This window comes from Pedobacter sp. CAN_A7, from assembly GCF_015752175.1.
In the GTDB taxonomy this organism is placed as follows: Bacteria; Bacteroidota; Bacteroidia; order Sphingobacteriales; family Sphingobacteriaceae; genus Pedobacter.
Genome location: NZ_JADOUW010000002.1, coordinates 665,939 through 679,048, shown reverse-complemented (window position 1 = coordinate 679,048; position 13,110 = coordinate 665,939). Strand labels below are relative to the sequence as shown.

Here is a 13,110-nt window from a genome sequence, read left to right as displayed (position 1 = left end):
ATGGAATTAATTGTCATTTCTAACCCGATATCCGTTGTTGATGAGACGATCCTCATCAACAACTTGTTCATCGCAGGGCTAACCTGTTTGCATATCCGTAAACCCGGAGCTGACGCTAAATCGCTTAGGGAATTGATTAATGGAATAGCGCCACGATTTTACAACCGCATTGCGCTGCACCAGTGCCATGAGCTGGCTCCCGATTATGGGATCAAAAGACTGCACTATACGGAAAGCGACAGGGAAAACACGAGCCGCAAAAGCAGGGCTGTACTAAAAGCCGCAGCATACGTGTTAAGCACCTCGATACATGACCTGACCTTACTTCCTTCTTTATCAGATTTCGACTATACTTTCTATGGGCCGGTTTTTAACAGCTTGTCCAAACCAGGTTATCAAAGTGTTGTACCGGAAAACTTTAAACTGAATAAAACCGGCATCTCCCTTAAGGTAATGGCCATAGGTGGCATTACACCAGTCAACTTAAAAACAGTTAAAACCATGAATTTTGATGGAGCAACAGTTTTAGGTGCCCTTTGGAAACAACCACAACAAGCGGTAACCACATTTAAGGACCTCATGAAAAACCTGCCTGCATCATCAACAGACAATAATAAAAATGATTGATAAACTACATTATATATCACAACAGGGGGAGGACGGATCACAGCTCACTGCCATTCGCCAAGCACTGGCTGCTGGTTGCAAATGGATACAACTCCGGGTTAAAAATCAACCCAGGGAGGTGATCCTTGATCATGCCATAGCGGCCAGCGAATTGTGTAAACCATACGGTGCCAAACTGATTATCGATGATCATCCCGACATCGCCTTGCAATGTGGGGCACATGGTGTACACCTGGGGTTGCAGGATATGTCTGTAGCCGAGGCAAGACGAATGCTGGGTGATAACATGATTATTGGCGGCACGGCAAATACTTTTGCACATATCCAGCAAAGAGCAGCAGCCGGAGTCGACTATATTGGCTGCGGTCCTTACCGCTTTACCACCACCAAAGAAAAGCTAAGTCCGATTCTCGGTTTAAGTGGTTACCAAACGCTGGTGGACCTAATGGACGCCGCTAATATCCGCATCCCTGTTATTGCCATTGGCGGCATTTTAACTGAAGATGTGCTCCCCATCAGGCAAGCCGGAATTTATGGGGTCGCCCTCTCTGGCGCCATCACTTTTGCCGATCACCGTGAAGATGTTGTCAAACAAATTTATCAGCATTTAAATGACCCCTCTTTACAGCAGGTTATTTAAGCTTTAAACCAAGAAATATGTTAACCATAGCCGATAAAACCTTTAATTCACGTTTATTTACCGGAACCGGTAAGTTCAGCTCCGCCACTTTAATGGAAGAGGCCCTTCTAGCCTCGGGATCAGAACTGGTCACCGTAGCCTTGAAACGCGTCGATTTAAAACACAATGACCAGGACGACCTGCTTATCCGCCTTAAATACCCTCACATCAATCTTTTGCCCAATACCTCGGGTGTCCGCAACGCCAAAGAAGCTGTTTTTGCGGCTCAACTGGCCAGGGAGGCGCTGGAAACCAACTGGATAAAATTAGAGATCCATCCAGATCCAAAATACCTCATGCCCGACCCGATTGAAACCTTAAAAGCAACGGAGGAGCTAGCCAGATTAGGTTTCATCGTATTGCCCTATATCCATGCCGATCCGGTATTATGCAAACGCCTGGAAGATGCGGGCACCGCAGCCGTAATGCCTTTAGGATCGCCAATAGGGAGTAATAAAGGACTCAAAACGATCGACTTTTTAGAAATTATCATTAGCCAAAGCAAGGTACCCGTGATTGTAGATGCCGGAATAGGTGCTCCTTCTGATGCCGCCTGGGCCATGGAAATTGGGGCAGATGCCGTGCTAGTAAATACCGCCATTGCTGTCTCGGGCAACCCGGTAAAAATGGCCGCAGCCTTTAAACTGGCTGTACAAGCCGGACGCATGGCTTATGAAGCCAAACTGGCTTCACCTGTAACCCACGCTGTGGCAAGCAGCCCTTTAACCTCTTTTTTAGATGAATAGCTTTAAAGACACCTTCGCAAACTACAACTGGGACGACACCAAAGCCAGCATTTATGCCAAAACCAGCGCTGATGTGGAACGTGCAATGGCTGCAGAAAAACGGAACCTGGAAGATTTCAAAGCCCTGGTATCCCCTGCTGCGGCTCCCTACCTGGAGCAAATGGCTGTTTTAAGTCAGCAAATCACACTGAAAAGATTTGGTAAGGTGATACAAATGTATGTTCCGCTTTACCTCAGCAATGAGTGTAAAAACATTTGCACCTATTGTGGTTTTAGTTACGACAATAAGGTGCGGCGCAAAACGCTTTCGCCCATGGAGATTATGCAGGAGCTAAGTGCAATTAAAGAAATGGGTTACGACCATGTACTATTGGTTACAGGGGAAGACAATGAAAACGTCCATGTCGATTACTTTAAAAAAGTACTCGAACTGATCCGCCCTCACTTTGCCCATATTTCCATGGAAGTGCAGCCGCTGGACCTTGAAGATTACCAGCAATTAACTCCTTACGGCTTAAACACCGTTCTGGTGTACCAGGAAACCTACCACCAGGAAGATTATAAAAAACACCACCCGAAGGGGAAAAAATCGAACTTTCAATACCGGCTGGAAACGCCCGACCGGCTGGGGCAGGCTGGTATTCATAAAATGGGCCTGGGGGTATTGATCGGACTGGAAGACTGGCGTACGGATTGTTTTTTTACGGCTTTACATCTCGATTATCTGGAAAAACAGTACTGGCAGACTAAATATAGCATTTCCTTCCCTCGTTTAAGGCCTTTTAGTGGAGGCCTGGAACCCAAAGTAGAGATGAGCGACCGTGAACTGGTGCAACTGATCTGTGCTTACCGCTTATTTAATGAAGAAGTGGAACTCTCCATGTCCACCCGTGAATCTGAGAACTTCCGCAATAACATCATTAAATTAGGGATCACCCATATCAGCGCTGGATCAAAAACGAATCCAGGCGGTTATGCTGTAGAACCGGAGTCGCTTGAACAGTTTGAGATCAGCGATGAACGCAGTCCGGAACAGATCGCCCAGGTCATCCGTGCCCAGGGCTATGAGCCTGTGTGGAAAGACTGGGATAACAGCTTAGCACAATAACCATGTTTAAGGAAAAAGAATTAAATGGGTTGCGTAACTATAAATACCCGGTTGTGCTCAGTATTGCGGGATCAGACAGTGGTGGCGGAGCAGGTATTCAAGCCGACCTGAAAACCGTCAGTGCCCTGGGCTGTTATGGTACCACAGCCATTACGGCAGTTACGGTGCAAAATACCCTTGGCGTCAGCGGTATCCACCCTATTCCTGTTGCAGTAGTGAAGGCACAAATCAAAGCGGTCATGGATGATCTCAAACCATCTGCTATTAAAATAGGGATGGTGCATAGCGCGGAACTGGCCATGGGCATTGCCGAAGCTTTAAGTCATTACCCAAAGGTGCCGGTGGTTTTTGACCCGGTAATGGTATCCACCAGTGGCCACAACCTGATTGCAATGAATACGGTGGAGACTTTAAAAACACACCTCTTTCCTATGGCAGAATTGTTAACACCCAACCTGGATGAAGCGGCTATCCTTGCCGGAATGGAGATTAAAAACCTCAGCGATATGAAAGTAGCCGCCTTGCGGATCATGCAATATGGTTGTAATGCCGTATTGGTTAAAGGAGGCCACTTAAAAGGGCCGGATCTGTATGATGTTTACCTGGATAAGAATGGTCAGGAGCGTGTCTTTAGGTCTGCGGCTATTAACAGCGGGAATACACATGGAACTGGATGCAGCTTGTCTTCTGCAATTGCTTCTTATATCGCCTTGGGTGATGAGCTGCAAACGGCCATTTCGAATAGCGAAGTGTATATCCAGAAAGCCATAGCACAGGGTAAGGATGTAAAGACTGGTGACGGACAGGGGCCGTTGAATCATTTTTTTGACCCGCAGAAATTAGTTAAACTAAAAATCATCCCTTAAAAGCTGTGATAATACCCAATCGTTATGAATAATTTATGTACTGGTATTGGCCCCACCAAGTCTTCAAGCCGGTAATCCACGCCCGTTTCAATTTGATTCTTGTCGGAAATAACATACCCTATAGCCGCCAGCCCCCTCACTTCTAAATTACCTTCGCCTTGCTGTAAAATACCCAGATATTCATTGTTAATCTTCAAATAAAACTCTTCGGGATCAATTTCTAAACCATTTAAGGCCTTTTCCCAACTCAAGCGATAACGCAAGCGTAATTGAACAGCTTCTTCTTTTTCTAATGTTTGATCTGTTCTAATGCGATGTGCAATCCTAGAAGTTGATAATTTTTGTGTAATCGACAGTTGTTGAATAAACCGATGGATAAATTCACCACTTTCTCGCCTTAGCAAGTAACCACCACCAAGAGATAACATGGGTCCCATGCGTTTGGTGGCGACAAGTTCCAAATCTAAGCGTTCAAATTCTACTTCAGGCTTTCCGTCAGGAAATGGATTTTGCAAGAAAAGCTGCCTGCCTTCTAACTTCGTATTCATTTTCCAGCTATCGTTAACCTTAAAGTTAGTATTTATCTGTGGCAGTAACCCGAATTGATTCTGTGCATAAACACCCGAAAACAAACTTATTAATAGTATAAATAAAATATAACGTTTCATGGATCTGGCCTGGCTATTCGAATTAATAAATTAAATGATAGTCGTTTCTTTGGAGAACTTTTGATACCCTCTTTATTTCCCCTTTTTCGTTTAAAAGAACTTCATAAAAGTCAGTACGTCCATCCATGGAGCCTTTTATCATGATCTCATAATTCGTTATATAGGCAGTCTGTCCTATATCTTCGCCTTTTATTAATGACATTAAAACATTTTGATCCCCTACCCACTGTATTTGTGTCTTTTCGATATTGAATTTAGCAAAACGGTTTTCTATACTTTTTTCAATCGCAATTTTTGTGTTTTCTGGTAGGGATTGATATTTCACCAGCACTTCCACATCCTGTAAAACACCAAGCGTATCAAACTCAACACTATAAAGCTTGCCGTTTCTTGTTCCTTTTGCTTCTATGGATTTTTTTTGTAAATTTTCCTCCCAATACCATTTCACTTTCACATCCGGCATACTCTTCTCCACAAAACCCAACGCTTTCACAGGAACCTGTGAAGGTTTTATTCTATATTCCCGCTCTAATTTGCCTTGTGAATAGCTAAAGGATACTGCTGTTAAGAGAACTAAAACAGTTAAATATATTTTCATGAAATGGCTTGTTATAGACTTATTCTGAATCAGCTGAATCCTGATTTGAACCTGAAATATCCTCTTTCAACATGTTCTTCGCTTCCAGCATCAACAATTTATACTTCTCTAAAGAATCGATATTTTTGGATGTGTAAGCATCAATTTTCTTTTGAATAGCTGCACTATCAAGTAGCACCTTTTCGATATTACTAAGTGATTCATACTTACCTTTTAACACAGAATCTAAGTCCCGGTATTCAGAAGGAATGTGTTCTTTCAAGCCTTCCACTTGTTCTGATAGGTATCCTTTAACGTTTTCCTCAGCTGTTTGCTCGTTTGAACATCCTACCGCTAAAAATAACAGCGCTATAATTATTGTAAAATATGATTTTTTCATCTGGTGCTCCTTTTTAATATATTAAAATGTGCTCACATTTGACTACAAGGACATTTACAATTACATTTAACTTCTAAATATTTGAAAATCACAATATAATGAATATTTAAGTTCTCAAAGATTTTGAGCAACGGTGCTTTCATTAATGACAATGAAGTGATTGAATCCACATTTAAATGCACAAATACACGTCCTATGATAACAAATGCTCATGCTATAGTTTTTATTTTCATTAGTAATAAACCTTAGAGATAAAGGATAGAAAATTGTAGCAAAAAAATGTAATTTGCAGAGAATTTCAACTATGTCGGATTATAAATTACATTCAGATCATCAACTTTTGGATATGCTTAAGATGGATAATCGCATAGCATTTGATGAAATTTATGATAGACATTGGCCCAAGCTCTACCAAAGTTCATTTAATGTATGCCGGGACAGGGAAATCAGCATGGACGTATGCCAGGAAGTTTTCATTTGGCTCTGGGAACACCGAAATTCTGTTCATATGATCAGTTCCCTAAAGGGTTATTTATGTGCTGCCGCCAAATACAAGCTCATTAGCTACATCAGAAAGGGAAAAGTTAAACAAGACTTCTTTACAAAAATTAAGGATCTTCCTGATAGTTATACCATTGAAGAAAACCTGGAAGTAAAAGAATTGCAACAAATCATTGGGCAAATAACAGATCAATTGCCAATAAAGTGCAGGGAAATTTTTAGAATGAGCAGAAATGAGCATTTGAGCAATAAAGTGATCGCTGAAAGATTGGGGCTTTCTGAAAAAACTGTTGAAAACCAAATTACAATTGCATTAAAAAAAATCAGGAGCGCTTTAGGAAATAGGAGCTACTATATATTCCTACTCTTGTGAAACCACTTTGACGTTAAGTATGCCTTCTAAGTAGAAGAAACGATGTTATTACAAAAAACGCATCGCTTTAAAAATATTTGCAATTCCTTTGGGGGCTACCCCTCCTTTAAACGCCTTACCTTTAGATAGGCACTCTACTATGAATAAGGAATCATTTCTTGAATTATTGGCAAAAATTGAATCTGGCACCGCTACATGGGAAGAAATATCGGTATACAATCAATTTTACCAACAGTTCCAAACGGATAACCATTGGAATACGGTTGAAATGGGTGAACAACAAGAGGTTGGAAAACTCATGTACGAGCACATCTCAAAAGCTATTGCTGAGCCGGTGAAAAGAATTAAATTCTATAATTTAACAAAATACGTTGCTGCTGCAGTCGCAGTATTAGCAATCACCGTGGCTATTTACTTTTTTAACATTAAAAAACAATCGATACCTTTTCATTATAAAAGCTCACTAAGTGCAGTTAAGGATATTCCAGCTGGAGGTAATAAGGCTACTTTAACACTTGCTAATGGAACTCAGCTATCTCTTACCGACGCTGCAAATGGCGTACTGCTAAATCAATCTGGAATAGCAATAACAAAAATTGCAGACGGTCAACTGGTTTATAAAGTAAACGGAAAATCAGACAAACAATTTATTGCCGATGATAATACCATTGCAACACCCAAAGGTGGTCAGTATCAGGTCTTGTTGGAAGACGGATCAAAAGTTTGGCTGAATGCTGCATCCTCACTTAAATTTCCAGCTCAATTTACTGGAAAGGAACGTAAGGTCGAGCTTAGTGGAGAGGCTTATTTCGAAATCAGTCCTCGAAAAAACATGCCCTTTCATGTAGTGGCTAATGGCACTAAGGTCACTGTCTTAGGAACACATTTTAATGTCATGGCATATGCTGATGGTGGTGGTGTAAAGACAACATTGCTTGAAGGTGCAGTGAAATTAATTAGCGGAAAGTCAACAACTTTGTTGATACCTGGCCAGCAAGGCATCACTACCCTAACGGGGTCATTTGATGTTAGCAAAGCAGACCTGGAGTCAGCGGTAGCATGGAAGAACGGATATTTTCAGTTCAACAACGCTGACCTTCCTGAAATAATGCGACAGCTATCCCGCTGGTACGATATCGATGTGGTTTTTAAAAACAAAGGAAAGCATTATGAATTTGTTGGCGAAATCAGCAGAAGTTATAGCCTGGTAAAAGTTTTAAAAATCCTGGAGCTTAGTGATATTGAGTTCGAATTAAAGGACAGAACGTTGATTGTAAAATAAATTAAAAATAAACCAAATATATAACTTAAACCGAACGTAAATATGAAAAAATAGCTATTTAAACTCCTCCTGTTACCCTTTCTTTGCCGACTGGCAAATCTATATGATAAAAACAAACCCCGATGGGCGTCGGGGTTTGAAAGTGTTAGGGCTAACATAAAATTCTTATTGACAGAAATTCAACCTTTAACCTAACTATACAAAAGTATGAAATTAAACCTATGTGGTAAAATTCCTCGTATGAAGGATTTGCCATGGAACAAAACTATCAAGGTTATGAAACTGACCATTTTGTTACTAACCATTGGCTGTTTACATTTATCTGCTAAAGTATTCTCGCAGCGGATAAATCTTAATGAAAAGAATGCGTCACTTTCATCAGTAATTAAATCCATTGAAAAGCAAAGCGGATATCATTTTTTTTATGACAACAAACTGGTAAAGCCTGCGGGCAAAGTAACCATTTCCCTTAAAAACGTAACGCTTGAACAAGCGCTCTCACGAATACTGAAAGGCAAGTCTCTTAGCTTTTCTATCGTGGATCATACAGTGGTCCTGAAACATCACGAAGAATCTTTTAGCAGAATAACTAACGACCGAGTAACAGGAAAGGTGACCGATGAACAGGGTATGCCAATACCTGGTGTAAGTGTGAAAATTAAAAACAGCACAGGAGGTGCAGTAACTGATAACGATGGAAAGTTTCAAATAACCGCCAAAATAGGCGATATATTGATGTTTAGTTATATCGGGTATACGCCTAGAGAAGTAAGCTATACCGGAGAATCGAACATTAATATTTCTTTAAGCTTAGAAAATGTATCCATGGACGAGGTGGTTGTAGTGGGTTATGGCAGTCAGAAAAAAGCCAACCTCATTGGATCTGTTGCGCAACTCACCGCAAAGGAGATAAATGACCGACCTGTTTCTTCCCTATCGAATGCAATGACCGGACAATTGCCAGGCGTGACTATTATTCAAAGAAGTGGACAGCCAGGATCAAGTGGTGGCAACATCCAGATCAGGGGTGTAGGTTCATTTGGTGCAAACGCTGCAGCATTCATTTTAGTCGATGGAATTCCAGTAAATTCCTTCAATGATATTGATCCTAATGACGTGGAAAATATTTCTGTACTTAAAGATGCATCAACGGCCGCAATTTATGGCTCAAGGGCAGCAAATGGAGTTATTTTGGTCACCACCAAGACTGGTAAAAGTCTAGATGGAAAGATAAAAATCGATTACAATGGTTATGCCGGAACACAGAAGGCTACAGCTTATCCAGAGTTCGTAAATTCATGGGAGTATGCCGCTTTATTGAACGAGGCTCAACCGGGCGCTTACACTGCAGAGGAGATCCAGAAGTTTAGAGATGGTTCTGACAAGGACAATTACCCAAATGAAAATTATATAGACCAGGTTTTAAAAAAATCAACTTTCCAAACCGGACATAATCTCTCGTTTTCTAACAATACGGGTAATACCCAATATTTATTGTCTACGGGATATTTGTATCAGAATGGAATAGTAGCAAAAAATGATTATAGCAGGTATAACTTGAGGTTTAATATGGTGAATACCTTTGCTAACAACTTAAAACTCACCACCCGCTTGTCTGGGGCTCAGTATATTGACAACCAGCCTGCACCCCCTGCAAGTTTGGACTGGACAGATATGCTAACCAATATTGGCCAGGTAATCAGAGTACCTGCCATATATGTAAATCAGCTGAGTAATGGTGATTATGGTTTGGGCGTAGTAGCAAAAGGCACCCCTGTTTCCTATTCAAACAATGAATCTTTCTTTAAAAACAATCAAACTGACCTCCTAGCCAATATGAGGCTGGACTGGGATGTGATCAAGAATCTGAAATTATCAGTAATAGGAGGATATACGCAATTAAACATCAATTCTCAGCGATTCCTAGCCAATCAAAGGTTGAATGCTACCGTGACTTTAGGTCCTGGTATTTTGATTCAGTCCAATGGTCTTGATACCTACAAAACCTTGCAACAATTGGCAGAATACAAAAGAGGTTTCGGCAAACATGAACTTGGATTGTTATTGGGGCACTCTTATGAATACAATAAAAGTGCTTTGATGACAGGTAATCGAAGCGGTTATAACAGCAATACGTTAACTGAATTAAATGCGGGGAACGCGAACACGCAGCAGAACAGCGGTACCGCAGCTGAATATACTTTGGACTCCTATTTTGCAAGATTGAACTACAATTTTGATAACCGGTACCTGGCAGAAGGAACATTCAGGTATGATGGTTCATCACGGTTTCCTTCAGATAGTAAGTATGCAGATTTCACCGCAGCAGCTGTAGGTTGGAGAATTTCTGAAGAAAAATTCCTTAAAGATAAAATCAGCTGGTTAAATGAATTGAAACTTAAGGCTTCTTATGGAACATTAGGAAACCAAAATATTGGAAATTATGCTTATCAAAATGTATTGAGTAGCGGATATAATTATCCTTTTGGCGGCTCGCTTTCAAGTGGTTTGGCTAATGTTATATTAAGAGACCCTACCATTCATTGGGAGTCTACTAGAACGAAAGACATTGGTATGGATGCAGGATTTTTTGCAGGTAAACTGCGTGTGAGTGCTACTTATTTCGACAGGTACACTTACGATATTTTAGTGAGTCCTTCTGCAAGTGTATCCGGTGTGTTAGGATTTGGTGTGGGCGTTCAGAACTCAGGTAAGTTGAGCAATAAGGGCTGGGAGTTTACCCTGGATTACCGCAATAATATTGGCGACTTCTCCTATAATATCAACACCAATTTTTCAATTGTTAATAACCAGGTATTGGATCTGGGTGTTGGAAATATTATTCAACCCAATGGTCTGACTGGAAATGGAAGCACTTTATTTATAGGGTCTCCAATGAATATCTACTACGGTTATGAAGCTGACGGGCTCTTTATTGATGTTGCTGATATTGAGGGCTACCCTGACCAAAAAAGTGTCAACGCAGCACCAAAACCAGGTGATATTCGCTACAAGGATATCAGTGGCCCAGGTGGTGTGCCAGATGGAAAAGTGGATGCTACTTATGATAGAAAAGTATTGGGCAGTCAGATTCCAAAATATACTTATGGCGTAAATCTTGGCGCTAATTACAAGAACTTTGATATATCCATTTTACTACAGGGGGTAGCAGATGTAAAAGGTTATTTAAATGGTTATGCAGGGTTAGCCTTTTATCAAAATGGTAATATTCAAAAATGGCAGATGGAGGACCACTGGACTACCGAAAACCCAAATCCGAACGCAAAATACCCACGTCTGGAGGTCATTTCCAATCAGGGAACGCCAAATACACTTACTTCTTCTTTCTGGATGTTAAACGGAAATTATCTTAAAGTCAGAAATATCCAGCTGGGCTATAAATTAGCAAACACAGCCTTGAAGAAAACAGGACTGCAAAGCATCAGGATTTATGCGACCGCACAGAATCCGCTCGCTTTTACAAAATACCCTACAGGATGGGACCCGGAGATCAATACCTCAGGAAATTATTATCCGATACTCGCAAACTACACCCTAGGGCTTAATGTAACCTTCTAATCAGATAAAAAATGAAAAATTTATATATAAAATTGTTCCTGCCTGTTCTTATGTTAACTGGGCTCTTTGCATCTTGCAGAAAGGAGTTGGATAAAGCTCCATTGGATGCATTTTCAAACGAAACTTTCTGGACCACTGAACAAAATGTAATGCAGGCACTCACAGGTGTATACAGAGGCGGCATACAAATGGCGGCGAATCCAACGAGTGCAGAGTTTTCTGCTACAGACTGGTGGTCGTACCATGGGTTGTTATTTACAGAATTCGCTACAGACAATGCGTACGACAGGAGGGGTGAAAACTCAGGCTTTAATACCTTGACCAACGGTACCTTAACAGCAACTAATGCTTACCTGAGCAATTACTGGACAGCCAGTTATAACAGAATAGCCAGATGTAATTATTTTCTTGAAAACATTGGAAAAGCTTCCATCAGTCCGGCTTTAATAACCAGAATGAGTGCAGAAGTAAGGTTCATTAGGGCTTGTCAGTATTTCTACCTTTCACAGTTTTTTGGGGCAGTACCGTTGGTACAGAAAACACTAAGCTTAACGGAGGCGAATACAGTAGAAAAAGCGACCAAAATAGCAGTACAGGATTTTGCTGAAGCAGAGTTTAAAGAGATCGCAGCAATATTGCCACGATATGGCCAAATGTCCGCAGCAGATAGAGGAAGAGCTACTTCACAAGCTGCATTGGCTTTTCTTGGTCGCTTATACTTGGCGGAGGAAAAATGGAATGACGCTGCGTCGACTTACAAGCAAATCATTGATTTCAACGATAACATTATCGATCCTAGTTTTGAAAGTTTATTTAACGGCACAAATGAAACCAGCAAGGAAATTATATTCGCCACACAATACCAGCAGGATTTAGCGCCAAATTCAATGATGCAGCACAATTACCCGGCTAAACTTGGTGGTTATGTGCTTCATTGTCCCCTTGGAAGTTTGGTTGAATCGTATGAATTTAATGATGGAACTCCATTCTCTTTTACTGACCCTAGGTATAACCCCGCTGATCTTGGACAAAATAGAGATCCCCGTTTAAAGTACACCGTATTATACAATGGGCAGACTTTTAAGAATATCGCCTACATCAGCAATCCATCAGATGCCTCTTCGCCAGATCAGCTTACTACAACCAAGCAGGCAACACGAACAGGATTTGCGTTGAAGAAATTCAATAGCGAAGCTTTTAGTGGCGGAGATCTTCAGAATTCAGGTGTTGACCTGCCAATTATTAGGTATGCAGAGGTTCTTTTAAGCTACCTGGAAGCTAAGTTGGAAAGCGGAAGCCCGGTTGACGGGGCCCTGTTAGAGGAGACGATTAATAAGGTAAGGGGAAGAGCTGGTGTAAATATGCCGCGTGTGACGGAAACAAATCCTGCCGCCTTAAGGGTGATCTTAAGAAGGGAAAGACGTAATGAACTGGCTTTAGAAGGAATAAGGTACTGGGATCTTTTGAGATGGAAAACCATAGGCCAGGTGTTGAAAGGAGATTTTTATGGGGCACCGTTTCCTGGTGTAGCAAACCTGCGTAGAAAGGGATCAACAGTAGACCCTTATAACAGATGGTATGTGACCACTAAAGCCTTTAGAACCGGTCAGGATGAGCTTTGGCCAATCCCGCAATCGGAACTAAATATCAATCCGAATTTAAGATAAAAAGACCACCCTATCCTGAACGGACAATTGAATTAGT

The 13,110-nt window shown here is 41.2% G+C and carries 12 protein-coding genes; 9 read left to right on the top strand and 3 right to left on the bottom strand.

Annotated features, from left to right (window positions below; genetic code table 11):
- Genes IWX76_RS09045 through thiD form a run of 5 tightly spaced genes read left to right on the top strand, consistent with a single transcriptional unit; the run spans position 1 to position 4,026 of the window.
- Positions 1 to 627 carry a thiamine phosphate synthase gene (locus tag IWX76_RS09045; RefSeq protein WP_196859581.1) on the top strand — a complete coding sequence of 209 codons (627 nt, stop codon included), beginning with the start codon at positions 1 to 3 and terminating at the stop codon, positions 625 to 627.
- Positions 620 to 1,267 carry a thiamine phosphate synthase gene (locus IWX76_RS09040; protein WP_196859580.1) on the top strand — a complete coding sequence of 216 codons (648 nt, stop codon included), beginning with the start codon at positions 620 to 622 and terminating at the stop codon, positions 1,265 to 1,267. The genes IWX76_RS09045 and IWX76_RS09040 overlap by 8 nt, the downstream gene beginning before the upstream one ends.
- A 17-nt stretch (positions 1,268 to 1,284) precedes the next feature.
- Positions 1,285 to 2,052: a thiazole synthase gene (locus tag IWX76_RS09035; protein ID WP_196859579.1), complete on the top strand. Its 768-nt coding sequence runs from the start codon at positions 1,285 to 1,287 to the stop codon at positions 2,050 to 2,052.
- Positions 2,045 to 3,160 carry a 2-iminoacetate synthase ThiH gene (thiH, locus tag IWX76_RS09030; RefSeq protein WP_196859578.1) on the top strand — a complete coding sequence of 372 codons (1,116 nt, stop codon included), beginning with the start codon at positions 2,045 to 2,047 and terminating at the stop codon, positions 3,158 to 3,160. The genes IWX76_RS09035 and thiH overlap by 8 nt, the downstream gene beginning before the upstream one ends.
- Before the next feature lie 2 nt (positions 3,161 to 3,162).
- Positions 3,163 to 4,026 (top strand): bifunctional hydroxymethylpyrimidine kinase/phosphomethylpyrimidine kinase, encoded by an 864-nt coding sequence (gene thiD, locus IWX76_RS09025; RefSeq protein ID WP_196859577.1) that lies wholly within the window; start codon positions 3,163 to 3,165, stop codon positions 4,024 to 4,026.
- On the opposite strand, the gene IWX76_RS09020 is transcribed toward thiD, so the two are convergent.
- Genes IWX76_RS09020 through IWX76_RS09010 form a run of 3 tightly spaced genes read right to left on the bottom strand, consistent with a single transcriptional unit; the run spans position 4,023 to position 5,671 of the window.
- A complete protein-coding gene (locus tag IWX76_RS09020) occupies positions 4,023 to 4,694 on the bottom strand; it encodes a DUF2490 domain-containing protein (protein ID WP_196859576.1) in 672 nt (223 codons plus the stop codon). The two genes, thiD and IWX76_RS09020, sit on opposite strands and share 4 nt — an antisense overlap.
- A 22-nt stretch (positions 4,695 to 4,716) precedes the next feature.
- A complete protein-coding gene (locus IWX76_RS09015; protein ID WP_196859575.1) occupies positions 4,717 to 5,292 on the bottom strand; it encodes a hypothetical protein in 576 nt (191 codons plus the stop codon).
- 19 nt (positions 5,293 to 5,311) lie between these two features.
- Positions 5,312 to 5,671, bottom strand: coding sequence for a hypothetical protein (locus IWX76_RS09010; RefSeq protein ID WP_196859574.1), 360 nt, complete (start codon positions 5,669 to 5,671; stop codon positions 5,312 to 5,314).
- Between the two features lie 355 nt (positions 5,672 to 6,026).
- On the opposite strand from IWX76_RS09010, the gene IWX76_RS09005 reads away from it, so the two are divergent.
- From IWX76_RS09005 to IWX76_RS08990, 4 genes are all read left to right on the top strand, one after another.
- A complete protein-coding gene (locus IWX76_RS09005) occupies positions 6,027 to 6,545 on the top strand; it encodes an RNA polymerase sigma-70 factor (protein WP_334641563.1) in 519 nt (172 codons plus the stop codon).
- Between the two features lie 139 nt (positions 6,546 to 6,684).
- Positions 6,685 to 7,827: a FecR family protein gene (locus IWX76_RS09000; RefSeq protein WP_196859572.1), complete on the top strand. Its 1,143-nt coding sequence runs from the start codon at positions 6,685 to 6,687 to the stop codon at positions 7,825 to 7,827.
- Between the two features lie 276 nt (positions 7,828 to 8,103).
- On the top strand, positions 8,104 to 11,406 hold the full coding sequence (locus IWX76_RS08995) for a TonB-dependent receptor (protein WP_196859571.1): 3,303 nt from the start codon (positions 8,104 to 8,106) through the stop codon (positions 11,404 to 11,406).
- An 11-nt stretch (positions 11,407 to 11,417) separates the two neighbouring features.
- Entirely contained in the window at positions 11,418 to 13,073 is a 1,656-nt protein-coding gene (locus IWX76_RS08990; protein ID WP_196859570.1) for a RagB/SusD family nutrient uptake outer membrane protein, read from the top strand.
- Positions 13,074 to 13,110: the final 37 nt, after the last annotated feature.